The 24,956-nt window shown below is 68.3% G+C and carries 25 protein-coding genes and 1 riboswitch; of the genes, 3 read left to right on the top strand and 22 right to left on the bottom strand.

From position 1 onward, the window contains the following. Positions 1-238: 238 nt before the first annotated feature. The 16 genes from AC3WS6_RS13250 to infC form a co-directional block, all read right to left on the bottom strand. On the bottom strand, positions 239-2,389 hold the full coding sequence (locus tag AC3WS6_RS13250; protein WP_492501514.1) for a bifunctional hydroxymethylpyrimidine kinase/phosphomethylpyrimidine kinase: 2,151 nt from the start codon (positions 2,387-2,389) through the stop codon (positions 239-241). Then, positions 2,386-3,234 (bottom strand): hydroxyethylthiazole kinase, encoded by an 849-nt coding sequence (thiM, locus tag AC3WS6_RS13255; RefSeq protein WP_492501515.1) that lies wholly within the window; start codon positions 3,232-3,234, stop codon positions 2,386-2,388. The genes AC3WS6_RS13250 and thiM overlap by 4 nt, the downstream gene beginning before the upstream one ends. Further along, positions 3,225-3,318: riboswitch (TPP riboswitch) on the bottom strand. Its footprint overlaps the gene before it by 10 nt. A 24-nt stretch (positions 3,319-3,342) precedes the next feature. Beyond that, on the bottom strand, positions 3,343-4,311 hold the full coding sequence (locus AC3WS6_RS13260; protein ID WP_492501516.1) for an NAD-dependent epimerase/dehydratase family protein: 969 nt from the start codon (positions 4,309-4,311) through the stop codon (positions 3,343-3,345). Positions 4,312-4,459: 148 nt separating this feature from the next. Next, entirely contained in the window at positions 4,460-6,964 is a 2,505-nt protein-coding gene (gene pheT / locus AC3WS6_RS13265; protein ID WP_492501517.1) for a phenylalanine--tRNA ligase subunit beta, read from the bottom strand. Next, on the bottom strand, positions 6,964-8,004 hold the full coding sequence (gene pheS / locus AC3WS6_RS13270; RefSeq protein WP_492501518.1) for a phenylalanine--tRNA ligase subunit alpha: 1,041 nt from the start codon (positions 8,002-8,004) through the stop codon (positions 6,964-6,966). Before pheS ends, pheT begins: the two co-directional genes overlap by 1 nt. Positions 8,005-8,052: 48 nt before the next feature. After that, entirely contained in the window at positions 8,053-8,994 is a 942-nt protein-coding gene (locus tag AC3WS6_RS13275) for an amino acid ABC transporter permease (RefSeq protein WP_492501519.1), read from the bottom strand. After that, positions 8,991-9,647, bottom strand: a complete 657-nt coding sequence (locus tag AC3WS6_RS13280) for an amino acid ABC transporter permease (protein ID WP_492501520.1) — start codon at positions 9,645-9,647, stop codon at positions 8,991-8,993. The genes AC3WS6_RS13275 and AC3WS6_RS13280 overlap by 4 nt, the downstream gene beginning before the upstream one ends. A 58-nt stretch (positions 9,648-9,705) precedes the next feature. Next, positions 9,706-10,614, bottom strand: coding sequence for a glutamate ABC transporter substrate-binding protein (locus AC3WS6_RS13285; protein WP_492501521.1), 909 nt, complete (start codon positions 10,612-10,614; stop codon positions 9,706-9,708). 46 nt (positions 10,615-10,660) lie between these two features. Next, positions 10,661-11,410, bottom strand: a complete 750-nt coding sequence (locus AC3WS6_RS13290) for an amino acid ABC transporter ATP-binding protein (protein ID WP_492501522.1) — start codon at positions 11,408-11,410, stop codon at positions 10,661-10,663. A 353-nt stretch (positions 11,411-11,763) separates the two neighbouring features. Continuing rightward, positions 11,764-12,741, bottom strand: a complete 978-nt coding sequence (locus AC3WS6_RS13295) for a TAXI family TRAP transporter solute-binding subunit (RefSeq protein WP_492501523.1) — start codon at positions 12,739-12,741, stop codon at positions 11,764-11,766. Beyond that, positions 12,738-14,114 carry a sensor histidine kinase gene (locus AC3WS6_RS13300; RefSeq protein WP_492501524.1) on the bottom strand — a complete coding sequence of 459 codons (1,377 nt, stop codon included), beginning with the start codon at positions 14,112-14,114 and terminating at the stop codon, positions 12,738-12,740. Before AC3WS6_RS13300 ends, AC3WS6_RS13295 begins: the two co-directional genes overlap by 4 nt. 7 nt (positions 14,115-14,121) lie before the next feature. After that, positions 14,122-14,790, bottom strand: coding sequence for a response regulator transcription factor (locus tag AC3WS6_RS13305; RefSeq protein WP_492501525.1), 669 nt, complete (start codon positions 14,788-14,790; stop codon positions 14,122-14,124). A gap of 85 nt (positions 14,791-14,875) precedes the next feature. Then, positions 14,876-15,688: a TrmH family RNA methyltransferase gene (locus AC3WS6_RS13310; protein ID WP_492501526.1), complete on the bottom strand. Its 813-nt coding sequence runs from the start codon at positions 15,686-15,688 to the stop codon at positions 14,876-14,878. 101 nt (positions 15,689-15,789) lie between these two features. Continuing rightward, positions 15,790-16,176: a 50S ribosomal protein L20 gene (gene rplT / locus AC3WS6_RS13315; protein WP_045252681.1), complete on the bottom strand. Its 387-nt coding sequence runs from the start codon at positions 16,174-16,176 to the stop codon at positions 15,790-15,792. Positions 16,177-16,207: 31 nt separating this feature from the next. Then, entirely contained in the window at positions 16,208-16,402 is a 195-nt protein-coding gene (gene rpmI, locus AC3WS6_RS13320; protein WP_025105280.1) for a 50S ribosomal protein L35, read from the bottom strand. Between the two features lie 72 nt (positions 16,403-16,474). Beyond that, the gene (gene infC / locus AC3WS6_RS13325; RefSeq protein ID WP_492502310.1) at positions 16,475-17,101 is read right to left on the bottom strand and encodes a translation initiation factor IF-3; all 627 of its coding nucleotides are present in this window, start codon (positions 17,099-17,101) and stop codon (positions 16,475-16,477) included. A gap of 255 nt (positions 17,102-17,356) precedes the next feature. Here infC and AC3WS6_RS13330 point away from each other — a divergent pair, with 255 nt between their 5' ends. Beyond that, positions 17,357-17,755 (top strand): DUF1844 domain-containing protein, encoded by a 399-nt coding sequence (locus tag AC3WS6_RS13330; RefSeq protein ID WP_201470210.1) that lies wholly within the window; start codon positions 17,357-17,359, stop codon positions 17,753-17,755. A 35-nt stretch (positions 17,756-17,790) separates the two neighbouring features. Here the strand turns inward: AC3WS6_RS13330 and AC3WS6_RS13335 are convergent, their stop codons facing one another. Both AC3WS6_RS13335 and priA read right to left on the bottom strand, forming a co-directional pair. Beyond that, complete coding sequence (locus AC3WS6_RS13335) at positions 17,791-18,630, bottom strand: SseB family protein (RefSeq protein ID WP_492501527.1); 840 nt, start codon at positions 18,628-18,630, stop codon at positions 17,791-17,793. Next, positions 18,614-19,360: a bifunctional 1-(5-phosphoribosyl)-5-((5-phosphoribosylamino)methylideneamino)imidazole-4-carboxamide isomerase/phosphoribosylanthranilate isomerase PriA gene (gene priA / locus AC3WS6_RS13340; protein WP_492501528.1), complete on the bottom strand. Its 747-nt coding sequence runs from the start codon at positions 19,358-19,360 to the stop codon at positions 18,614-18,616. The genes AC3WS6_RS13335 and priA overlap by 17 nt, the downstream gene beginning before the upstream one ends. Positions 19,361-19,974: 614 nt before the next feature. Between priA and AC3WS6_RS13345 the strand changes: the two genes are divergently transcribed. Then, positions 19,975-21,018 carry a MinD/ParA family ATP-binding protein gene (locus tag AC3WS6_RS13345; protein ID WP_492501529.1) on the top strand — a complete coding sequence of 348 codons (1,044 nt, stop codon included), beginning with the start codon at positions 19,975-19,977 and terminating at the stop codon, positions 21,016-21,018. A 147-nt stretch (positions 21,019-21,165) separates the two neighbouring features. Here AC3WS6_RS13345 and hisH read toward each other — a convergent pair whose 3' ends face one another. The 4 genes from hisH to AC3WS6_RS13365 all read right to left on the bottom strand — a co-directional run bounded on the left by hisH (position 21,166) and on the right by AC3WS6_RS13365 (position 23,946). Beyond that, positions 21,166-21,804: an imidazole glycerol phosphate synthase subunit HisH gene (gene hisH / locus AC3WS6_RS13350; RefSeq protein ID WP_492501530.1), complete on the bottom strand. Its 639-nt coding sequence runs from the start codon at positions 21,802-21,804 to the stop codon at positions 21,166-21,168. Beyond that, the gene (gene hisB, locus AC3WS6_RS13355) at positions 21,801-22,418 is read right to left on the bottom strand and encodes an imidazoleglycerol-phosphate dehydratase HisB (protein WP_492501531.1); all 618 of its coding nucleotides are present in this window, start codon (positions 22,416-22,418) and stop codon (positions 21,801-21,803) included. Before hisB ends, hisH begins: the two co-directional genes overlap by 4 nt. Continuing rightward, on the bottom strand, positions 22,415-23,509 hold the full coding sequence (locus tag AC3WS6_RS13360; protein ID WP_492501532.1) for a histidinol-phosphate transaminase: 1,095 nt from the start codon (positions 23,507-23,509) through the stop codon (positions 22,415-22,417). The genes hisB and AC3WS6_RS13360 overlap by 4 nt, the downstream gene beginning before the upstream one ends. A 74-nt stretch (positions 23,510-23,583) precedes the next feature. Then, the gene (locus AC3WS6_RS13365; protein WP_492501533.1) at positions 23,584-23,946 is read right to left on the bottom strand and encodes a LysM peptidoglycan-binding domain-containing protein; all 363 of its coding nucleotides are present in this window, start codon (positions 23,944-23,946) and stop codon (positions 23,584-23,586) included. 280 nt (positions 23,947-24,226) lie between these two features. Between AC3WS6_RS13365 and lexA the strand changes: the two genes are divergently transcribed. Continuing rightward, entirely contained in the window at positions 24,227-24,913 is a 687-nt protein-coding gene (lexA, locus tag AC3WS6_RS13370) for a transcriptional repressor LexA (protein ID WP_201470218.1), read from the top strand. The last annotated feature ends 43 nt before the right edge of the window (positions 24,914-24,956 follow it).

The following is a 24,956-nucleotide window of genomic DNA, read 5'->3' on the forward strand; positions in this document are numbered from 1 at the left end:
ACCTTAACGGTCGGACCCCTCGGCGAACGCGGGGTGCAGTGTCGGGAACCGGGGCGGCGACACCGGCACTCGACCGCCGTGCGTACGCAGGCAGAAGCGCAGGGTCGCCTAGAGTCGGCGGCCGCTGCGGCGTCGGCGCACGGCGATGACGCTCGGAGCGAGCGTCAGAGTTGCGGTGGCGGCCGAAGGCATGCCGCGACGATAGCGCGCTCGTCCCGGCATGCGCAAATCCGCTCCGTCACGGAGCGACGTCCGAGGCGAACGGTGCGGCGAAGAAGGAGAGCTCGTGGGCGCTCGATACCTCGAAGGCACGGAGCATTCGATCCCGCGTGGACGGGGTGGCGGTCGCCGCTGCGGCGGTGACAAGGGCGATCGCCTGATCCGTCGCATCCTCGAACGCCGGGTCGGCGTATGTCGCAAGCCAGGAAGCGTACGGATGCCGGGGATCCCGGGCGTACTCGCCGAACTCCCCCGCGTGCAGACGCTGCCCGAGATCGGTGTAGAGCCAGAAGCACGGCAGCACCGCGGCGATGAGCTCGGCGTAGTCGCCGCCGAAGGCCACCGAGCGCAGGTGGTCGAGGTACCCGACGGTCGCCGGAGCCGGAGCGGCCGAGAACATCGCCGCATCGACGCCCTCACCCGGAGTCAGCCACGACGCGTGCAGCTCGAGCTCGCCGATGATCGCCCCCTCGGCGGAGCGCGCCCAGAACGCCTGCTCGTGCGGCGTGGGCGCGAGGCGTGAGGCTTCGGCGAGCACGCGGGCGTATTCGCGCAGGTACAGCGCGTCCTGCGAGAGGTAGAACAGGAAGGGCTCCCGAGCGAGCGTGCCGTCGGCCAGGCCGCGGATGAAGGGGAGGTCGTCGATCCCCTCCCGCACCTCTGCTGTGCGCGCCCACCACGCGGTGCGGATCTCCTCCGCGGTCGGTCGCGTCTCGAGCCCGCCGCGCTCCCACAGACCCGCGAAATGGCTGACGGGCCCGTGACCGCGTCCGATGCGCATTGTCACGCTCTCGCGCAGTGCCTCGCGCAGCCATGCCCTGGCCGAGGCGACCGCGTCGACAGTCGTCTCGCCGCGAGCAAGACGGGTGGCCAGTGCGGACGAGAGCGAGCACCCCGTGCCGTGGGTGTTCGAGGTGCGGATCCGAGAGCCCGGATACTCCCGACGCACTCCCGCTGCGACGTCCACGAGTGCGTCGGGCACCTCATCGCCGACGAGGTGCCCGCCCTTGACGAGAACCGCTGCCCCGATCACCGTCGACAGTTCCTCCGCGGCGGCGAGTGCGTCGTCCCACCCCGAGATCGTGCGCCCGGCCAGCGCGGCGAGCTCGGCGAGGTTGGGGGTCACGATGTGAGCGCGCCGGAGCAGATCATGAAGCGCCGCCTCGGCATCCTCATCGAGCAGCCTGTCGCCGCTGGTGGCGACCATGACGGGATCGAGGACGACGATCGGCGGCCGCACCGTGTCGAGCCAGTCCGCGACGGCGCGGATGACCTGGGCATTCGCCAGCATCCCGATCTTGACCGCGTCGACGACGATGTCATCGGAGATCGCGTCGAGCTGCTCGCGCACGAAGACGGCGGGCGGCACATGCACACTCCGCACACCGGTGGTGTTCTGGGCGGTGAGGGCTGTGAGCGCCGCCATCCCGTAGCCGCCGTTCGCGGCGATCGACTTGAGGTCGGCCTGGATCCCCGCCCCGCCGGACGGGTCGCTCCCGGCGATGCTGAGCACCCGAGGCGTGCCGGCCGCACGCCAACGACGCACGAAGGCGCGGGCGGCCTCGGCCGGATCCGAGGCTGCGCACAGCGCCGAGACCACGGCGAGCCCGGCCGCACCGGCAGCCCGCAATGGCGCGGTGTCATCGATGCCCACTCCTCCGATCGCCACGCACGGGAGGGCGGTGGTCTCGACGAGAGCACGGAACCCCTCGATGCCGAGAGCCGGCGGGTGGTCGAGCTTGGTGCGGGTGGGGCGGATGACGCCGACTCCCAGATAGTCGACCGTGCCGGGCGGCAGCGCGCGCACAGCGTCGAAGTGCTCGTGGCTGTTCGCCGTCAGGCCGATGAGCGCCTCGGCACCCAGAGCCGCCCGCGCGCGCAGAACCGAGGCATCGCCCTGCCCGAGATGCACACCGTCGACCTTCGCACCCTGCTCCCGCGCGGCCAGGGCAGCGTCGAGCCTGTCGTTCACGACGAGGAGCGCACGTCCGTCGATCACACGCGAGAGCTCGACGAGCTGCGCCGTCGTCTCGGCATCCGTGGCGTTCTTGTCCCGCAGCTGCACGATGCGCACACCGCCGTCGACGGCACGACGCACGGTCTCGACGACACCGCGTTCGCCGCAGAGCTCCGGATCCGTGACCAGATACAGCGAGAGGTCCGCGATCACAGTGCGCGCTCCTCGACCCGCGCCGCAGCGGCGATGTTCTGCGGTCCGATCGAGGCGAGCGCATCGAGGAGCTCGACCGCGAAGCTGCCAGGACCCGAGGCCCGTGTTGCGGCGCGTTCCGCGGCGACGGTGTACACCAGGCTCGCCGCGGCGACGGCGGTCAGCGGATCCGTTCCGGCCGCGCGTGCGGCGCCGAGGAAGGCGGCCATCACGGCACCCAGTGCGCACCCGCCCCCGGTGACCCGGGTGAGCAGTTCATCGCCGTTCGCGATCCGCACGACACGGCGCCCGTCGGTGATGAGGTCGACGGCACCCGAGACGGCGACCACCGAGCCGTGCCGTGCGGCGAGCGCGAGTGCGGCGTCGGAAGCGGCATCCGTGGTGTCGGTCGCGTCGACTCCTCGCCCGCCGGCGCTGAGCCCTGCCAGCGCGAGGATCTCGGAGGCGTTGCCCCTGATCGCCGTGGGTCCCGATGCGACGAGATCGTGCGCGAGCGTCGTGCGCACGGGCAGCGCTCCGATGGCGACCGGGTCGAGCACCCAGGGAGTGCCCGCGGCCGTGGCACCGGCGACGGCTTCGATGCTCGCGGCGCGTTGCTCGGGGGTCGGAGTGCCGAGGTTGATCAGTACCCCGGAGGCGACGCCCGCGAACAGCCCCGCCTCGTCGACGATGTCGACCATCGCCGGGGCGGCACCGAGCGCCAGCAGGACGTTGGCCGTGAAGCCGGTCACCACGGCGTTCGTGATGCAGTGGGTCAACGGCGGTGCCGCCCTCAGCGCGGACAGGAGGTCCGTGGCAGAGGCCACGATGGTCGATTCGGATTCCGGACGCAGACGATCGCTCATTGCGACATCCCTTCGCTAGTACGAACTAGATCAGGTTCGACGGGTCTGTTCTCAGCCGCGGATGCGGCACCCCGTGTCACTCGTTCGAAGTCTATCGATGGGCCCGGCTCACGCGAGTCGCCGCAGAAGCATCCGTTCGTCGTCTCGAGTCAGGCCCGCACGCCTGTTCCGATCGAGGCCGCGGTCCTGCTCGTCCGCCATCACGGTCGCGACGGTGTCGTCGAGCGAGCGCAGTGCTCCCCCGGCGGCGGAGTAGCGCGCGTGCGACCGTGTCATGAAGCCGGTCAGTTCCGCAGGGAGCCACAGCGGCAGCGAGCGCTCCCCCGCCCAGTACGCGACCCCGTTGTCCCGGAGCCAGGAATCGTCGGCCTCGATAGTGTCGCCTCGATGCCCCGCGCTTCGGCGCACGGCGTCGAGCACATGGGCCAATGAACAGCGGTCGCCGACCGCGTTGACCGTGCCTCCTGCCGTCGTCGTCGCGATGAACTCGGACAGATCGTCGACATCGATGACCTGCGCACTGCGCCCCTCGGTACGAGGGAGGAGCACGCGATCGTCCTCCGCGCGCAGAAAGGCGGCCGCCCAGTAGCCGAAGCGGTCGCTGGGGTCGCCCTCTCCGACGATCAGTCCCGGCCGGACGATCAGCGCGCGATCGCCGAAGGCGGAGCGCACTGCGTTCTCCGCCGCCACCTTCTGCGCGCCGTAGTCGTATTCATCGCCCGGCTCTGCGGGCGCGTGCAGCGGTGCCGTCTCGTCAGCGCCGATCGTCGCATCATCGGAATAGACCGACACCGACGAGACGAAGGTCCACCTGCGCGCTCTCTCGGCCAGCGCGGACAGAGCCGCCCCGACGTGACCGGCATCGGACGAGACGTCGATCACGTGATCCCAGTCACGACCTGCCACGGCGTCGTACGCCGTGGGATCATCCCGGTCGGCCAGTGCGAGACTCGCCCCCTCCGGCGAGGGGCGCCCGCCCCGCGCGAGGCACATGACCGTCGCTCCGTTCACCAGCATCCGTCGGGCGATACGGCTCGACAACCAGCCCGTTCCACCCAGGATCAGCACATCTGTCATGCACTCATGTGATCAGCATCTGAGCACAAGGGGAAGGGTCTTCCGCTCACGGCGGATGCCGTGCTGACGTCTCGCGGAGTCTCCGACATGCGAACTGCATCCCGCGGCGGGGTTCACCGCGGCGGGATGCAGTTCGCGTGCGGGACTGTCAGTCGCGCAGCGTCGCGCCGAAGCGCTCGGCTGCGACGGCGACGCCGGCCAGCTTGGCCTCGGTGGCCTCGGCCGCCGTGAGGGTGCGATCGTCTGCGCGGAAGCGCAATGCGAACGTGAGGCTCTTCTGGCCCTCCGCCACGCCTTCGCCGCGGTAGTCGTCGACGAGACGAATCGCCTCGAGAAGCGACCCGGCACCGTCGGTCAGCGCGGCGCGCACCTCTCCGGCGCTCACCTGCGCACCGAGCACGAGCGACACGTCCTGAGTCGCCGCGGGGAACGTCGAGAGCGAGGCGGCGACAGCGCGTCCGCCACCCATCGACAGAATCCCGTCGAGATCGAGCTCGAGCACGATCGCGCGGCCCGGCAGATCAGCTCCGTCCGCCACCTCGGGGTGGAGCTCACCGACGTACCCGATTTCGACATCGCCCACGAAGAGCACTCCCGTGCGCCCCGGGTGCAACGCCGCGCGCTCGCCCTGAACCACGTCGATGTCGACTCCGGCGGCGGCCGCGATGACCCGGGCGGCGTCCAACGCCTCTGCGAGGCCGTAGGACTCAGCGGGGCGACCGGGCTGACGCGCCACGACGTTCCCCGTGAACAGCGCCGCGACGTGACGGTGCTGCGGCGGGATCGAGGCGTTCAGCGCGGCGAGCGTCTCGTCCGACGGACGCACGCCGAGCGGCGGCACCTCGTCGGTGCCGTACTCGACGCCGGGTTCGGGCAGGAACACGACCCCCGTCTCGAACAGCGCGAGGTCCGTGAGGCCGCGCGAGATGTTGCGGTGCGCGGTCTGCAGCAGGCCGGGGATCAGCGACCGACGCAGGAACGGCGCGGAGCCGTCGAGCGGGTTCGCGAGCCGGATGCTCGGCAGATGCTCACCCGACGCCGACCCGTGCAGATCGTTCTGCGCCTCGGTCGTGAAGGGGAACGAGGGGGTCTCGACGAGACCGGCAGCCGCCAGCGCGTCGGAGACACGGCGACGACCCTGCTGATGTGGGGTGAGACCCCGGCCCGACGGCGGCGTCGGCAGCACGGACGGGATGCGGTCGAGTCCGTGGATGCGGGCGACCTCCTCCGCGAGAGACCACCTGTCGGTGAGGTCGGGACGCCAGGTCGGCGGGATGACGGTCCAGCCGGCATCCGACTCGGAGACCTCGCCGCCGATGGTCGTGAGTGCGCCGACGACCTCATCGTCGGAGTAGTCGACACCGATGAGCGCCTGCACGAATCCGCGCGGCAGCTCGATGTCGGCCACGAAGACCTCGGCGAACAGCGCGCCGCCCTCGTCGGTGAGCGTGCCGCCGGCGAGCTCGACCATGAGATCCGCTGCACGGCGAGCAGCGACGAACGGCACGAGCGGGTCGACGCCGCGTTCGAAGCGCTTGGACGCTTCGCTCGGCAGCTTGTGACGGCGCGCCGTGCGCGCGATGGTCACCGGGTCGAAGGTCGCGGCCTCGATGAGCACATTGCGTGTCGTATCGCTCATCTCGGTAGTGCCGCCGCCCATCACGCCGGCCAGACCGATGGGGCCCGACTCGTCGGTGATCAGCAGGTCTTCCACATGGAGCTTCCGCTCCTGGCCGTCGAGAGTCGTCATCTTCTCGCCGGGCGTCGCACGGCGCACCGTGATGCCGCCCGTCAGCCTGTCGAGGTCGTATCCGTGCAGCGGCTGCCCGAGTTCGAGCATCACGTAGTTCGTGATGTCGATCAGGATGCCGAGGGAGCGCATGCCCGCGAGAGACAGACGCGCGATCATCCAGGGCGGGGTCGGCCGCGACGGGTCGACGTCGCGGACCACGCGGGTGACGAACTCGCTCGCGCCGACGCGCCCGCGGATGGGGGCCGCGTCGTCGACGATCGCCGTGTGACCCGTGCCGGGCTGGAGCTCGGCGAAGTCGCGCTCGGCGGGGTCGCGGAACGGCGCCCCCGTGGCGTGCGAGTACTCGCGGGCGACACCGCGCAGCGAGAACGCGTACCCGCGGTCGGGAGTGACGTTGATCTCGACCGCGACGTCGTCGAGCCCGAGCAGATTGATGGCGTCGGTGCCGACAGGAGCATCGATGCCGAGGTCCGCGAGGACGAGGATCCCATTGTGCTCGTCGCCGAGGCCCAGCTCACGCGCGGAGGCGATCATGCCGTCCGACACGTGGCCGTAGGTCTTGCGGGCGGCGATCGGGAACGGGCCAGGCAGCACGGCGCCGGGCAGCGTCACGACGACCTTGTCGCCGGCGACGAAGTTGTGCGCGCCGCAGACGATCCCGCGGATGCCGCCGTTCGCCTCTCCGACATCGACCTGGCACCAGTTGATCGTCTTGCCGTTCGACTGCGGCTCGGCCTCGAGAGACACGACCTGTCCGACGACGACGGGCCCCGATATCTCGAAGCGGTGGACGTCCTCCTCTTCGAACCCGACGGTGACCATCGCCGCCAGAACGTCCTCAGGCGACGCATCCGCTGCCAGATCGACGTACTCACGCAGCCACGAAAGCGGGACGCGCATCACACCACCATCCCGTACTGTTCGCTGAATCGGACATCGCCCTCGGCCATATCCCGCATGTCCTGCACATCGCTGCGGAACATGAGGCCGCGCTCGACTCCCATGCCGAACGCGAAGCCGCTGTACACGTCGGGGTCGATCCCGGCTGCCCGGAGCACATTCGGGTTCACCATTCCGCAGCCGCCCCACTCGATCCAGCGTGCGCCGCCCTTGAAGGTCGGGTGCCACAGATCGAGCTCGGCCGACGGCTCGGTGAAGGGGAAGAAGTTCGTACGGAAGCGCGTCTTCGCCTCCGGTCCGAAGAGCTGGCGCGCGACGTGGTCGAGGGTGCCCTTGAGGTGTGCCATCGAGATGCCCTTGTCGATGACAAGGCCCTCGAACTGGGTGAAGACAGGGAGATGCGTCGCGTCGAACTCATCGGTCCGGTAGACCCGGCCCGGGCACAGCACGTAGATCGGCACCTCACGGTCGAGCATCGAGCGCACCTGCACCGGGCTCGTGTGCGTGCGCATCACGAGGTGGCGCGAGGGCGGGTCGACGTAGAAGGTGTCCTGCTCCTGGCGGGCGGGGTGATCGACGTCGAAGTTCAGGGCGTCGAAGTTGAACCACTCATGCTCGAGCTCCGGGCCCTCCGCGATCTCCCACCCCATGCCGACGAAGATGTCGGAGATCTGCTCGCTGAGCAGGGTCAGCGGATGCCGCGCGCCGACGTGCGCCCGTGAGGGAACGGCGGTGATGTCGATGCGCTCGGACTCGAGACGCGCCGCGACCTCGGCTGCGGCGAGCTCTTCTTCCTTGGCGGCGAGGGCCTTCGTGACCTGGCCGCGCCCCTGACCCACCAGCTTGCCGAAGGCGGCCTTGTTCTCGGGAGCCACCTGACGCATCGAGGCGTTCAGCACGGCCAGCGGAGAGCCGTCGGCGACGTGTGCGGCGCGTGCTGCTTTCAGTTCGGTCGTATCGGCGGCTGCGGTGATCGCTGCGAGTGCCGCCGCGACGGCGGCCTCGACTGCTTCCGGGGTGATTTCGGGAGACTCAGACACGAGATAGGAGTCTACCGGCGCGGGGCGATCGCCCCGCGCCGGGAGACGTCACTTCGGATCAGAGCTGTCGAGCCCGCCCACTCCCCCGGCGCCGCCGAACCCGCTGCCTCCACGCTGCAGGGTGATGAGCTCGGTGTCGGTGCCGTCGCCGTGCTGGCGAGGATCGTCGGCCGCGTGGATCGCCTTCACCTTCGGCGAGCGTCGGGTCTGGATCTCGACCCACTTCGCGATGCCCGACAGGATGAGGCACATGACGATGTAGATGCCGCCGATGACGAAGGCGGATTGCAGGATGGGCCGGCCCTGCTGCGACGTCAGCTGCTTCGCGTAGTACAGCAGCTCGGGGTAGGTGATGATGAAGCCGAGGGCGGTGTCCTTCATCGTGACGACCAGCTGGGCGACGATGACCGGGAGCATCGCCCGGATCGCCTGCGGCAACAGGATGAGACGCATCACGCCGCTCTTGCGGAGTCCGATCGCGTACCCCGCCTCCTTCTGTCCCCGGGGCAGCGACTCGATGCCGGCTCTCAGCACCTCGGCGAGCACGGAGCCGTTGTAGACCATCAGCGCGATCACGACGGCCCAGTAGGGATCCATCTTGATTCCGACCACGGGAAGCCCGTAGTAGAGCAGCATCATGAACACGAGCACCGGAACCGCACGGAAGAGCTCGGTGATGGCTGTCACGGGGATCCGCACCCACGCATGATCGGAGAGCCGTCCGATGGCCAGCACGAAGCCGAGGACGACGCTGAGCACCGCGGCGAGCGCGAAGGCCGCGAGCGTATTGCCCAGCGCTCTGAAGATGCCCATCCACACGTTGGAGAACGTGAACACGTACCACTTCTCCGCCGAGAACTGGCCCGTCTCCACCATGCGGAAGACGACGAAGCCCACCGCCGCCAGGACGAGGACGACCGTGGCGACCGCGATGATCCGGTTGCGAGCGATCGCCCGGGGTCCGGGGACGTCATACAGTACAGAGCTCATCGCGCGATCCTCCAACGGTTCTCGAGATATCGCTGCAGCCAGCTCAACAGCAGCACCAGGACGACGAACACGACGGCGACCCACAGGAGGACCTCCATCGGGTTGCCCGGACGGTCGGCCGAATCGTTGATCGTCGATCGGAGGGCCGCGAGCTCGGCGACCGAGAACCCGGCCGCGACGGTCGTGTTCTTCAGCAGCGCGATGAAGACGCTCATCATCGGCGGGACGACCGAGCGGAAGGCCTGCGGGAGGATCACCAGCCCCATCACCTGACCGAAGGGCAGCCCGATCGCTCGGGCGGCCTCGGCCTGGCCGACCGGCACCGTGTTGATGCCTGCCCTCAGCACCTCGGCGACATAGGTCGCCGTGTAGATGCCGATGGCGAGGATGCCGAGCACGAGGTTCGACAGTTCAGGCAGCCCGAGTTGCGGGTAGCCGAAGACGAAGAAGAAGAACACCAGGGTCAGCGGGGTGTTGCGCACGGTGTTCACGTACACCGTGCCGACGCCACGGGCGATGGGCACCGGGGAGACGCGCATCGCCCCGACGATCAGGCCCAGGATCAGCGCGATGATCCCGCCCGCGAAGAACACGATCAGCGTGTTGCTGACCGCCTGTCCCCACAGGTCGAGGTTGCCGAAGATGACGTCCACGCCACCCTCCCTTCTTCAGAGTGAATGGGCGGCCCCCCGAGGGGGCCGCCCATGTCGATCAGTACGCGTCGACCTCGGGCTGTTCGACCTCGATGCCGCTGGAGCCGAGGTTCGCGTCGAAGATCGCCTGCCAGATGTCGCCACCGTCGGTGAAGAGCTCGTTGATGTGCGTGCGCAGCGCGTCGTCGCCCTTCGTGAGGCCGACACCGTAGCGCTCCTCCGTGAAGAGGCCGCCCGTGACCTTGACGTCATCCGGGTACTGGGCCGCGTAGCCGATCAGGATCGCCTGGTCGGTGGTGACGGCGTCGACCTTGCCATCGATGAGGTCCTGGACGCAGGCGGAGTACAGGTCGTACTCCTGCGTCTTGATCTCGGGGAAGTTCGCCTTGATGTTCTGGATCGGCGTCGAGCCGGTCGCCGAGCAGACGGTCTTGCCGTTGAAGTCCTCGAGAGCCTCGGCGTCATCCGCGTCGGCGGCGACCAGGAGGCCCTGACCGGTGATGAAGTACGGACCCGCGAAGTCGATGAGCTCCTTGCGCTTGTCGTTGATCGAGTAGGTGCCGACGTAGTAGTCGATGTCACCGTTGGTGATCGCCTGCTCGCGGTTGGCCGAGGCGATCGGCTTGAACTCGATCTTGTCCTCGTCGTAGCCGAGCGATGCGGCGATCCAGCGGGCGATGTCGACGTCGAAGCCGGTGCGCTCACCGGTCGTCACGTCGAGGTAGCCGAGACCGGGCTGGTCCTCCTTGACGCCGACGACGACCTTGTCGCGCTCCTGGATGGCGTCGAACGTCGGGCTGCCCTCGAGCTGCACGTCGTCGGCGACCTCGAACCAGGTGGAGTCCTCACCCTCATCGCTGCCGGTTCCGGCGCCGGGGCTGGACGGGCTGCCGCTGTTGCAGGCGGTCAGCGCGAACAGTGCAACCGTCGCGATCCCGATTCCTGCCAGTGTCCGTGTGCGTCGCATGTGCGTCTCCTTCATGTGCTGTGTGTGCAAAGGTCTATGGCGCTCGTCAGTGCGTGAGGAGCTTGGAGAGGAAGTCTTTGGCGCGATCGCTCTTCGGATTCGTGAAGAACTCCTCGGGAGTCGCCTCTTCGACGATCTTCCCGTCCGCCATGAAGACGACGCGGTTGGCGGCCTTCCGCGCGAAGCCCATCTCGTGCGTCACGACGATCATCGTCATGCCGTCGCGGGCGAGCTCGACCATGACGTCGAGGACCTCGTTGATCATCTCGGGGTCGAGCGCGCTGGTCGGCTCATCGAACAGCATGACCTTGGGCTGCATGGCGAGGGCTCGCGCGATCGCGACGCGCTGCTGCTGTCCGCCGGAGAGCTGAGCGGGAAGCTTCGACGCCTGCTGCGCGACGCCGACGCGCTCGAGCAGCATCATCGCCTCCTTGTCGGCATCGGCCTTCTTCATGCCGCGCACCTTGATGGGGCCGAGCGTGACGTTCTCGAGGATCGTCAGATGCGCGAAGAGGTTGAACGACTGGAAGACCATCCCGACGTCGGCGCGCAGGTTCGCAAGCCCTTTACCCTCGGCGGGCAGCGCTTTGCCGTCGATGCTGATCGTGCCGCTCGTGATCGTCTCGAGCCGGTTGATCGTGCGGCAGAGGGTCGACTTGCCCGAACCGGAGGGGCCGATCACGACGACGACCTCACCGCGGTTGACGGTCAGATCGATGTCCGTCAGCGCCTGGAAGTCGCCATAGTGCTTCTGCACGTTGTCCACTACGACGAGGGGTTCACCAGAGGTCATCATTGCTCCAAACTACCCAGGCGATCGGATCGCCTCCAGGCAGACTCTTCGAGATTTACACGTTCGTAATGGCCGATACAAGAGGTTGGGGTCCGGGGAGGGAGTGCCCCACGGTCCGCCCCCGCGAACCGTGGGGGCGTTCCTGCCGTCTCGCTCCTCCCCCGAGGGATACGGGAACGGCAAGCCTCCGATCGGATGCGATCGCCTCCGGACTCGAGCGAAGAGCCGAGCATCCGCCTGCATGAAGGGCGAAGGCTCTGTGGCATCTGAATTCTCCGTCGAATCGTCTGCGATCGATCACCACATTGGCAGAGCCCGGTGGCGCGAGGAGAGTCTCTTGAGGATTTCTTGAGGGCTCAGTCGCGCTGTCCGCGGTAGTACGCGACCGCTCCGGGGTGCAGGGGCACCGGACCGGTGAAGATCGCCTGGGTCCGATCGAGCAGCGCCGCCATCGGCACGCGCTGAGCGATGCGCGTTCGGGCGTCGAACAGTCCCGCCACGATGTCGCGCACGACCCCGGGTGGAGTGTCGACCGAGGTCACGAGATAGTTCGGAACCGCGAGTGTCGTCACCGACTCCCCCAGCCCGTAGAGCCCGGTGGGGAGGTCGGACGAACGATAGGCATCGGAGTGCAGCCGGTTCACCTCGTCGACCCAGCCCTGCTCGACGGCCAGCAGACGCAGCGGCATCTCCTCGGCCAGGGCGGCGATGCCCGGGGTGGGGATCCCGCCGACCCAGAAGAACGCGTCTATCTCGGACCGTTCGAGCGCGTCGATCGACTCCGCGAGATCCAACCGCCGGTCCTGCAGCGTGGTGGCATCGACCCCGGCGGCGTCGAGCACACGACCGGCGATCACATTCACGCCCGAGTTCTCCGCGCCGAGAGAGACCCCGCGGCCCACGAGATCGGCGAGCTCATGGATGTCTGATTCTGCCCGCACGACCACGTGCAGGTACTCGTCGTACAGTCGCGCGACGGCCTGTATGGGAAGCGGTTCGCCGAAAGCCCCGGCGCCGGCCACGGCGTCCGCTGCCGCATCGCCCTGAGCGAATCCGACCAGCGCCTCCCCCGCCGCCACCCGCAACAGGTTGTCCACCGAGCCTGCGGTCTCCTCGACGACGATCGGCACGTCGAGCGACGCCGACAGCTCTTCGGCAAGGCCGTCGCCGTACGCGAAGTAGACCCCGTCTGCACCTCCGCCGGCGACCGCGTGCTCGCCCTCGGTCCATTCCGCCGAACGACTCGCGCAGGCGCTCACCGACGTCACAGCTCCCACGATCAGCGCCGCGGCGACGAGTCGTCGGAGGCCCTGCATCCACCTGCGCCGCGTCATCCCGCCGCCCCGTCCGGCAGAACCAGCGCGACGAGCAGTCCCCCGCTTCCGGGGGATTCGACACTCACTCCGCCACCGATCGCCTCGAGCAGGTCGGTCGCGATGGCGAGCCCCAGCCCTGTTCCGGGCTTGTCGGCGGCGTCGTCGCTGCGCCAGAATCTGCCTGTCGCCGCGTCGACCTCGTCGTGAGCGAGCCCGGGACCGTTGTCTCGCACGGTGAGGAGACACACCCCGTCGTCCCGGATCGCCTCGACCTCGATCGCCGACTCGGGGGGAGAGTATTTGACCGCGTTGTCTATCACCGCATCCAGAGCGCTCTCCACGATCGTCCGGTCGGTCACGCTCATCACCGAAGAACTCCCCTGCAAGCGGATCGTGATCCTCTTCTGCGCCGCGACCTCAGTCCAGGCCTCCACCCGCCGACCGGCGAGTGTGGTGAGGTCGACAGCCGAGACGGTCGTGTCCGCACGACCACCGCGGGCGAGACCCAGCAGGGTCTCCAGGATGCGCGTCATCCGGCGCCCCTCCTCGCGCGTCTCCTCGACATCGTGCTGCCAGTCACGGCCGAGTCCGGTCGCGAGGTGCTCGACACGCAGCAGCAGCGCGTTCAACGGGTTGCGCAGCTCGTGCGAGGCGTTCACCGCGAACTCCTGCTGGCGGGTCATGACTCGCTCGATCTCGTCGGCCATGCCGTTGAACACTCGAGTCATGCGTCGCAGCTCGGGCGGACCGGTGTCCTCGGCCACCCTCGTGTCCATCTCACCGCGCTCGATCGCCACCATCGCCTCATCGAGTCGCCGCACCGGAGCGAGCACCCACCGAGCGAGATGGAAGACCAGCAGCACGCCGGCACCGATCGAGAACACGGCCACGGCCGAGAGCAGCACGATCTGCTGGATGATCTCCGCCCTCGGGGCGCCGACGTCGGCGGAGACCATCACTGCGCCGATCACATCGCCGTCGTCGAAGACCGGTTCGATGACAGTGGAGCGCGTGGCGCTCCACGGCAGGACCGGCGCAGGCGGCTCGGATCGTCGCCCCGAGAGCGCGAGCCCGACACGCGCCGCCTGATCGTCCGGGAGTTCCGCGGCGCTGCCCTCGCTCGCCGCCCACACCGTGCCGGACGGATCGAAAACCACCACGTCGATGTCGTACACCTCTCGGAAACGCCGCACCTCGGCGTCGATGACCGTCGCGCTTCCCGACCGCAGCGCCTGGCGCGCGCTCGTGACGAAGTATCCGAGATCGCCCAGCTGCTGCGTGTAGAAGGCCTGCTGCACGCTGCGCGTGGCGCTCCACGCCGCGGCCCCGCCGAGCGACACCAGGATCGCCACGAGCGGCACGAGGAAGACGATGATCAGACGCCTGCGCACGGCCCCGTCACCCGACCAGGCGGTAGCCGACGCCGCGCACGGTCTCGATGACCCCGCGCTGACCCGTCTTTTTCCGGATCGCGCCGACATGCACCTCGAGCGAGTGCCCGAATCCGCGCCAGTCCGTGTTCCACACCTCACGGATGAGACGCTCCTTGGGCACCGCGACTCCGGGGTAGCGAGCGAGCACGGCCATGATGTCGAACTCCTTGCGCGTGAGCTCGATCGGCGACCGATCCACCAGTACCTGCCGACCCACGAGATCGATCTCGACGGCTCCGTCGTGAAGGAGAACGTTGACCTCGGATTCCGGACGCACCGGGCGCGAACGCCGCGTGACCGCCTCGATGCGGGCGAGGAGCTCATGCACGTCATAGGGCTTGACGACGAAGTCATCAGCACCCGCTCGAAGACCCTTGATCCGCTCGGTCACCTGGTTGCGCGCGGTCACGATCACGATCGGCACATCGCTGCGGCCCCGGATGCGCCGGCACAGATCGATGCCATCGACATCGGGGAGTCCGAGATCGAGGAGCACCACCTCGGTGTCCGCACCGATCATCTGCAGAGCGGATGCACCGTCGGCCGCTCGTGCGGTCGCGTACCCGGAACGGATCAGAAAAGCATCGAGGGCGGCGGCGACACGCTCGTCGTCCTCCACGATCAGAATCCGCATCGACTCCGGTCCCCTTCTGCTGCTGGTGCAGGGGACAAACCTACCAGCGCGGGAGCGCGGTCCCCGACCCCTCAGGCTGCGCGGGTCACGCGGATGCGGACGCCCGCTGCGCGAAAGCGCTCTCGTACAGGCACACGCTGGCGGCTGTCGCGAGATTCAGGGATTCGGCCTTGCCGAAGATCGGAAGCCTGAGCACCCGATCGGCGAGCTCCAGAGCATCGTCTTCGAGGCCACGCGCCTCATTGCCGAACAGCCATCCGGTGGGCTCGGCGAGAACGCCTTCCGCGCGCGCCTGAAGCAGGTCGTCGCCCTTCACATCGGCGGCGAGGATCCGGAGCCCCGCAGCATGGGCGCTGTCGATGACATCCGGCAGCTCCGCCCCCACCGAGACCGGCACATGGAACAGCGAGCCGGTCGTCGCACGCACGACCTTGGGGTTGTACGGGTCGACGGTACGACCGGTGAGGATCACCGCGTCCGCGCCGGCGGCGTCGGCCGCCCGGATGATCGTGCCGAGATTGCCGGGGTCCCTGATCTCCTCGCAGATCGCGACGAGCCGCGGAGACGCGGCGAAGATGTCGCGGACCGACGTCGGGGTCTGTCGCACGACCGCCACGATCCCCTGCGGCGTGACCGTGTCGGCCATCGCGTTGAGCACGTACTCGGTGACGTACTCGACGTCGATGTCAGCATCCGTCGCCTTCGCGCGGATATCAGGGTGCTTCTCCCACCCGTGCGGCGTCGCGAAGAGCTCCACGATCGCCTCAGGACTGTAGGTGAGCGCCTCGCGAACCGCCTGTGGGCCTTCGAGCAGGTACAGGCCTGTCTCTGCACGCGCGCTGCGCTTGGTCAGCTTCGCGACGGAACGGACTCGGGGGGAGCGGGGGTTCTCCAGCACGATCTCAGTCTAGAGTTCCGAGACGGCCTCGCTGCGCACCCCGAGGGGGAACGACAGAGGACGCCCTCCCGAAGGAGGACGTCCTCTGACTGAAATGCTGCTTACGCGGCCGACTTCGGCGCGTTGACGTCGGAAGGCAGAGCCTTCTTCGCCGTCTCGACCAGAGTCGTGAACGTGGCGGCGTCGTTGACCGCGAGGTCGGCGAGCATGCGACGGTCGACCGTCACACCCGCCAGGCCGAGGCCCTGGATGAAGCGGTTGTACGTGATGCCGTTCTGGCGTGCAGCCGCGTTGATGCGCTGGATCCAGAGGCGACGGAAGTCACCCTTGCGCTTGCGACGGTCCCGGTACGAGTAGACCAGGGAGTGGATGACCTGCTCCTTGGCCTTCCGGTAGAGGCGCGAACGCTGACCGCGGTAACCGGAGGCGCGCTCGAGGATGACGCGACGCTTCTTGTGGGCGTTTACCGCCCGCTTGACTCTTGCCATTTTCCTGTGTTCCTATTCTGAGTTCGGGCGCTCAGCGACCGAGAAGCTTCTTGGCGACCTTGAAGTCGGCCTTCGCGAGCACCTGGTCCTGGTTCAGACGACGGGTGCGACGGCTCGACTTGTGCTCGAGGTTGTGGCGCATGCCGGCCTGCTGCTTCTTCAGCTTGCCGCTGCCGGTGATCTTGAAGCGCTTCTTAGCACCCGAGTGGGTCTTCTGCTTCGGCATCTTCTCTTCCTTCGTATGGCGCCTTCTCAGGCGACGGTGTCAACCCGCGGTGCGGGAGTTCTGGGGCGGGAGTTACTCCGCTGCGGCCTCGACAGGTGCATCCGTGTCGCTCTTCGCGTCGCGGGCGGCCTGCTTCTTGTCAGCCCGCTGGGCGTCGCGAGCGGCGTTCTGCTCCTGCTTCGCCTCGGACTTGCTCTTCAGCGGAGCCACGATCATGACCATGTTGCGACCGTCGATGGTCGGGTTCGACTCGACGGTGCCGAGCTCCGCGACGTCCTCCGCGAACTTGCGCAGCAGACGAACGCCCTGCTCGGGGCGCGACTGCTCGCGACCGCGGAACAGGATCATGGCCTTCACCTTGTCGCCGGCCTTGAGGAAGCCCTCGGCGCGCTTGAGCTTCGTCGTGTAGTCGTGCGCCTCGATCTTCAATCGGAAGCGGACCTCTTTGAGAATGGTGTTCGCCTGGTTGCGGCGAGCTTCCTTCTCCTTCTGGGCAGCTTCGTACTTGAACTTGCCGTAGTCCATGATCTTGACCACGGGCGGCTTCGAGTTCGGTGCGACCTCGACGAGGTCGAGGTCGGCTTCCTGCGCGAGGCGCAGCGCCGCCTCGATGCGGACGACGCCGATCTGCTCACCCGCAGGTCCGACGAGGCGGACCTCGGGGACGCGGATGCGCTCATTGGTGCGGGGATCGCTGATGCGTAGCTCCTTAGACGATGGGATTCGGCCACCAGGATGCTGTCGGCATCCCGGGCGAAATCAGAATCGTCCCCACCCACCGGCATTCAGACGCCGGCTCTGCACCCTACCTGCCGGATGCATCTGGCGACGCGATCCGGTGGAGTGCAAGACCCGGTAGCCTGGAACGGCAAGCGCGGGTGGGAAGTGAATCCTCTTTCGTACCGGAGCATGACGCTCCGGAGCCCGACACAGTCTAACAGAAGGCAAGGCGAAGTGACGAACCAGGCATCGGACGAGGCAGCACGCGAGCGCGAAGAGCGCTGGGCGCGGCAGGAGGAGGCGGCATCGTCCGCGACTCGGGACATCGCTGATGTGCCTGCAGTCGAGGTGATCACGACCGCAGCCGTGCACCTGATGAGCGCGGCCGCCGTCAAGCTCGGCCTCGCGGACGACCCCAGCGCCGCGGAGCAGCTCGATCTCGACGAGGCGCGCAAGCTCATCAACGCCCTGGCGGGACTCATCACGGCCGGAGCGCCGGAGATCAGCGACATGCACGCACGTTCCCTGCGTGACGGCCTCCGCTCGCTGCAGCTCGCGTTCCGCGAGGCATCCACGATCCCCGACCCGATCGGCAAGGGTCCGGGCGAGAAGTGGACGGGGCCTGTCAACTAGGCCGCACGATCGGACGCAGCGCTGATCCGAGGGCGTCAGACCGAACGGCGGAGCTTGACCGTGAGCGAATCGGCGAGCACCGCGATGCGGTCATCCGCGGACCAGCGCTGCGCCAGGCGTGCCAGCACGGCGTCGAGCACGTCGCGTTCGAGGCCGTCGACGAGTTCGAGGACCACGATCAGCTCGGGACCGCGAAGGCGCGCGTCGGGATCACCCGAGGCGACTGACACGTCGATCACCGCGAGTTCGTGCGCGACGCTCTCCTGAAGAGCGGCGAAGACCTCGGGCGACAGATGGCTCGGCTCCCAGCTATGCCCCTGCGCGATCGCCCACACGGCGGGGCGGCGGAAGACGAACTCGGTCTCGGAGGTCGGATCGAGCACGATGAGATCGGTGTCCTCGGCGGAGGCTGCGAGCGCGACACGCGTCGCGTCGACCGGGATCGGACGCGCTCCGGCATCCCATCGCCGCATGGCGTCGACCGAGGAGAACACGGGCTGCACACGGCGGCCGTCAGGCGCCGCCACCGTCACGATCGACAGCTCCTGGGTCTTGTCCACCGCGAGCCCGCTGGGCGCGACGCCCTCCTCGCCCTTCTCCGCGATGAGGGGGATCAGCACACGAGCTGTGCGGAACGCATCCACGACCTCGCTCTGGGATCCGTCACCGGAGCGGAACCGAAGGAGAGCAGCGAGGAGTGCGGGGTCCGCAGACCCGTCGTCGGCAGCGTGCGGATTCGACTCGAAGCTGCGCCCTTCCCAGGGCACACCGGCGGAGTCGCCGCGACCGCCCGACACCGAGCCGTGCAGCCCCTCGTCTCCCGGCTTCTCCGGATCGTGACCGTGCCCGCAGGCGTCGTCAGTGCCCTGCGACATCCAGAGCCTCAGCCAGCGTGAAGGCACCGGCGTACAGCGCCTTGCCGACGATCGCTCCCTCGACCCCGAGCGGAACGAGCTCGCGCAGTGAGGCGATGTCGTCGAGGCTGGAGATGCCTCCTGATGCGACGACGGGCTTCGGCGTACGGGACGTCATCTCACGCAGAAGCTCGAGGTTCGGGCCCTGGAGAGTGCCGTCCTTCGTGACGTCGGTGACGACGTAGCGGCTGCAGCCGGCATCCTCCAGACGGTCCAGAACCTCCCAGAGGTCACCGCCGTCCTTGGTCCAGCCGCGAGCGGCGAGGGTCGTGCCACGCACGTCGAGGCCCACCGCGATCGCTTCGCCGTAGCGACCGATCACGTCGGCGGCCCACTCCGGGTTCTCCAGCGCTGCGGTGCCGAGGTTGATCCGCGTCGCGCCGCTCTCGAGGGCGGCTTCGAGCGTCGCATCGTCGCGGATACCACCGGAGAGCTCGATGTTCACGCCCCGGAACTGCTTAATGACCTTGCGGAGGATGGACGCATTGCTGCCGCGCCCGAAAGCCGCATCGAGATCCACCAGATGGATCCACTCTGCGCCCTGCGCGACCCATTCGCCCGCCGCGTCGAGCGGGTCGCCGTAGCTCGTCTCCGTGCCCGCCTCCCCCTGGGTGAGCCGGACAGCCTTGCCGCCGGCGACATCGACGGCGGGGAGAAGGGTGAGCGAGGGAGACTGCGCGAAGTCGTTCATGACGTCCTCAGGTGAGATGGAAGGGCCGATTCGTCGGCACGAGAGTCGACATTAGCCTTCGCATCCGCCCACTCCAAAACGATGACCGCTGAGAACACAGGGCGCCACGCGGTAGCCTCGAAGACACACCTGTCCGGTCGGTGAGGAGATACCCCATGGTGCGCGATGCGGAACCCCGAGGCGGTGGACCTCTTCGGCGAGGGAACCCGATGCCTCCCGAGGCTCCGGAGTCCATCCCGCCTGTGCCACCCGCCTCGAATGCGAGCGACCGTCCGTCCGTGCCTGTAGCGCCGCCCGCGCCGACACCCGCTCCGGCCACCCGCGCAGCAGCATCAGCAGCCCGCATCACTCCCCCGCCGGTCGTCGCGCCTCCGGTTCCTCCACGACCGGATGCCCAGCCCTTCTCTGCCGAGTCGGCGTCACGCACCGCCTCTTCCGCGGAATCCGCAACACCCGTGCCGCCCGTCCCCCGCACCGCGCCCGTCAGCATTCCCCCAGCCCCCCGCGCGCCCGGCGACGCTCCGAGCGCTGCGCCGGCCCCCGCCTTCGACGCCGAGCCCGTTGCGCCACCGCAGCCTTCCCCGCTGCCTGACCCACCGCTCGGTGCCGCCGCGGTGCCATCGACTCCATCGACCCCGGCGGTCTCGCCCACCGCACCCGCCTCGCCCGCCTCGCCCGCCACGCCGGCAGCATCCGCAGCTCCCGCCGCGTCGTCGCGGCGCGTGCAGCGGGAGCAGGGCGTCGAGCGCCCGTCCTTCCTCCAACAGGAACGCCGGGAGGAGCCGGCTCGCGTCGGTGGTCGTGGCCTGCTCAACCGCGTGGGCTTCTCACTCGGGCCGAACGCTCGAGAGCGCGCGATCCGCGACGATGAGCACGCGGTCGGTATGCACTGGCCTGGTCCTCGCACAGTCGCCGTCGTCAACGGCAAGGGCGGCGCCGGGAAGACCCCCACCACCGTGCTTCTGTCGGCCGTCTTCGCCCAGTACGGAGGAGCAGGGGTCCTCGCCTGGGACAACAACCAGACGCGAGGCACGCTGGGCTGGCGCACAGAGACGGGCGCGCACGATCGCACCCTGCTCGAGCTGCTGCCGCAGACCCAGCGCCTCCTCGGCGCCCAGGGCCAGTCGGCCGATCTTGCACACTTCGTGCATCACCAGCCGCAGGAGAAGTACGACGTCCTCCGTTCGAAGCCCATCCGACTCGCACACGAGAATCGTCTCAGCCCCGCGGACGTCGATTCGATCCACGCGGTAGCAGCCAAGTTCTATCGCCTGATCATCATCGACTCCGGCAACGACGAGTCCGACCCGATGTGGCTGCGGATGATCGATCTCGCCGATCAGCTCGTCGTGGCCACCACGACGCGGGATGATCACGCGGAAGCCGGGGCCCTGCTCCTTGAGGCGCTCGAGGACCGCGACGAACGGTCTGCGCGCCTCGCCCGCGAGTCCGTCGTGGTGGTCAGCCAGGCAGATCCGAAGGCATCACCGGCAGACGTCGCAGACGTCGTCGGAGGCTACAGCTCGCTGGCCCGTGAAGTCGTCGCGATCCCGTTCGATCGAGAGATGGTCGACGGACACCTGCGACTGCGCGCCCTCGCAGACCCGACGCAGCGAGCGTGGCTGTCGGCCGCCGCCGCGGTCGCACGCGGCTTCTGACACACGAAGGATCGAGCTCGAAGCGCGCGCCGACCGGTCGTCGCGTCAGCGGGAGTCCGCCTGTTGCGCGCAGGCCGTCGCCTGTCTTGCACGGGCCGTCGCCTTTTCCGCGCGGGCCGTCGCCTTTTCCGCGCCGGCCGGCGGGGGTCAGCGCAGGCTGTCGACCCAGTTGCGCAGCAGCTGGATGCCTGCCTCGCCAGACTTCTCCGGATGGAATTGCGTCGCCGAGAGCGGTCCGTTCTCGACGGCGGCCAGGAAGGGGTCGCCGTATGTCGCCCACGTCAGCACCGGCTGCGGGAACGGCGGGATGACGTCGAGCTCCCACGACTGCGCGGCATACGAGTGGACGAAGTAGAACCGCTCGTTCTCGATGCCGTTGAAGAGCACCGACTCGGTACCGGGTGTAACCGTGTTCCATCCCATGTGGGGCAGTACCGGAGCGTTGAGCTCTGTGACGGCGCCCGGCCATTCGCCGAGACCCTCGGAGTCGTGGCCCCGCTCCACCCCGTGCGCGAAGAGAACCTGCATGCCGACGCAGATTCCGAGCACGGGACGACCGCCGGCGAGCCGCCGGTCGATGATCTCGTCGCCGCCGTGGGCGTACAGCGCATCTCGCACAGCCTGGAACGCGCCCACCCCCGGCACGACGAGACCGTCGGCCTCGAGCGCCTCCGTGCGATCGCGCGTCAGCACGGCGTCGGCGCCCGCGGCGACGAGCGCCTTCACCGCGGAGTGGACGTTACCCGACTCATAGTCGAAGACCGCGACCTTGGGTGCGCGACTCATAGCGCGCCCTTGGTCGAGGGGATGCCGTCGACGAGGGGATCGAGCGCCTTGGCTTGGCGGAATGCGCGGGCGAAGGCCTTGTATTCGGCCTCGGCGATGTGATGCGGGTCACGTCCGCCCAGCACGCGCACATGTACGGTGAGGCCGGCGTTGAACGTGATCGCCTCGAACGAGTGACGCACGAGCGAACCGGTGAAGTGCCCGCCGATCAGGTGGTGCTCGAACCCTGCGGGCTCGCCCGTGTGCACGAGGTAAGGACGCCCCGAGATGTCGACCACCGCTTGCGCAAGAGCTTCGTCGAGCGGAACGAGCGCGTCGCCGTAGCGTGAGATGCCGGACTTGTCGCCGAGCGCTTCGCGGATCGCCTGACCGAGCACGATCGAGATGTCCTCGACAGTGTGGTGCGCGTCGATCTGAGTGTCGCCGGAGGCTCGCACCGTCAGATCGGTGAGCGAGTGCTTCGCGAAAGCCGTGAGCATGTGGTCGAAGAACGGCACCGAGGTGTCGATGTGGCTCGCGCCAGTGCCGTCGAGATTCAGCTCGAGCTCGACGGTGGACTCCGAGGTGCTGCGGACGCGCGAGGCCGCGCGTGCAGTGCGAGTGGTGCTGCTCATGAAGCCGATCCTATCGAGGCCAGCGCATCGAGGAACGCGGTGGTCTCCGCTTCCGTGCCGGCGGTGACCCGGAGGTGCCCCGGGATGCCCACGTCGCGCACCAGCACGCCGCGGTCGTACAGCTGCTGCCACACAGCCTTGGGGTCGGACACCCCTCCGAAGAGCACGAAGTTCGACCAGGTCTCATGCGGCGTGTAGCCGAGCGCCTCGAGGGTCGCCGTGATGCGATCGCGCTGCTCGACGATCTCGTCCACCATCCCGAGCATCACGTCGGCATTCCGCAGCGCGGCGACAGCCGCAGCCTGTGTCAGGGCGCTGAGGTGATAGGGCAGCCTCACCAGACGCAGAGCATCGATGAACGCCGGATCCGCAGCGAGATACCCGACGCGGGCGCCCGCGAACGCGAACGCCTTGCTCATCGTGCGAGACACCGCGAGACGGGGCCGCCCATCGAGCAGAGAGAGGGCTGAAGGAGCATCGCGCGGGGCGAACTCCTGATAGGCCTCATCGACGACCACTATGCCCCGTGACGCCTCGTATACGGCTTCGATCACATCGAGCCCCATAGGGGTGCCCGTCGGATTGTTCGGCGAGCAGAGCAGGATCACGTCGGGATCCGCAGCGGCCACCTGTGCGGCCGCCTCGTCGGGGGTGATCGTGTAGTCGGGCTGGCGCGCGCCGGCGACCCAGCGGGCACCCGTCCCCTGCGAGATCAGCGGATACATCGAGTACGTGGGCGCGAACCCGTAGACGGTGCGCCCAGGCCCCGCGAACGCCTGCATGATGTGCTGCAGAACCTCGTTCGAGCCGTTCCCGGCCCAGATCTGCTCCGGCTCGAGGCCGTGGCCGAGGTAACGCGCGAACGCCTCTCGCAGAGTGGTGAACTCGCGGTCGGGATAGCGGTTCACGTCACGCAGAGCCACGGCGATGTCGTCGAGGATGTCGCTCGAGACAGCATCGGGAACGGGGTGCGTGTTCTCGTTGACGTTCAGAGCGATCGGGAGCGGAGCCTGCGGGGCACCGTATGGGGTGAGTCCGCGGAGGTCGTCACGAAGAGGGAGGTCTGCAAGTGAAACGGTCACCCTTCCCATGGTAGGCCGCGTCTGGAGGGCAGTCATTCAGCGTGACATCGAAGATGTGCGGCTGGTCGGCACGGCGCCGATGGTCACTCCGAGTACTGCGCCGGGATGGCCAGCTCTTCGCCGATCTGCAGAGCGCCACCCTGGAGCAGGTTGAGTCGCGTGATGTCACCGATCACGTCGCGCGGATCTGCCTTCGGCGCGATGCTCTCGGCGATCGACCAGAGCGTGTCCCCCGGCATCACCGTGACGGTCTCGAAAGACGCCACCGCGACATCGTCGTTCGAGGCGATCGCATTGCCGCCGCTGAGTGCGCCGAAGGCGACGCCTGCCGCGAGCGGCAGCGCCGCCAGCGCCAGCACGACTCGACGACCGCGCGCCGTCAGCCGGAGGCGCGTCGTCGGCACTGCCGGGACGATGGCTGCGGTGCTGAAGGTGATGGTGCTCATGTCGTGCTCCTCTGCTGCTCCCGCGCTGGGCGGTGAAGGTGGCGTAGCGTTCGCATTCGCGACTCGGCCGGGAGCCGTGAATGCGAAGCTACGTTCCGAAGGTATCTTCGAATTCGAATGTGTGTCAAGACTTCTTCGAAACCCGCTCCGGAAAAGAACCGACACGCTCGAACAGATATTCCCCATCGCTGCGTTTCTCGGATACGGTTTCGATAGCAACACCCCACCACGGGCCACCGACATTCGAACCGAGACGCCGGGTCGACACCTGAGGAGCATCATGAGCGACAACGCCGCCACCGAGTCAGAGGCTCCGCGCACTCGCCGTCGGAAGAGCCTGAGCCCGAAGCAGATGGCGATCCTCGAGGTCATCCAGACGTCGATCAGCCGCTACGGCTACCCGCCGAGCATGCGGGAGATCGGCGATGCGGTCGGACTCAAGTCGCTCTCGAGCGTCACGCATCAGCTCGGCCAGCTCGAACTGAGCGGGTACCTGCGCCGTGACCCCGGCAAGACGCGCGCGATGGAGGTGCTGATCGATCTTCCCGGCGCGAGCGGCGAGAACCCCGCCGACATCGCGACGCCCGTCGGCGATGCCGCTCTCGTGCCCCTCGTCGGCAGGATCGCCGCAGGCGTGCCGATCACCGCCGACCAGCAGGTCGAAGAGATCTTCCCGCTCCCCCGACAGCTGGTCGGCAAGGGCGATCTGTTCATGCTCAAGGTGTCGGGCGAGTCCATGATCGACGCGGCGATCTGCGACGGCGACTGGGTCGTCGTGCGTTCGCAGGGCAGCGCCGAGAACGGTGAGATCGTCGCCGCGATGCTCGATGGGGAGGCCACCGTGAAGGTTCTCCGGCGCCGCGACGGCCACACCTGGCTGCTTCCGCGCAACTCGGCGTTCGAGCCGATCCTCGGCGATGAGGCCGTGATACTCGGCAAGATCGTCGCCGTGCTCCGCGCCGTCTGAGCGCACCGCACATGCGGTGCCGGCCGCGTTGACCGTAGGGTCG

The sequence above is a fragment of the Microbacterium sp. EB106-03-03-XG65 genome (genome assembly GCF_058791955.1).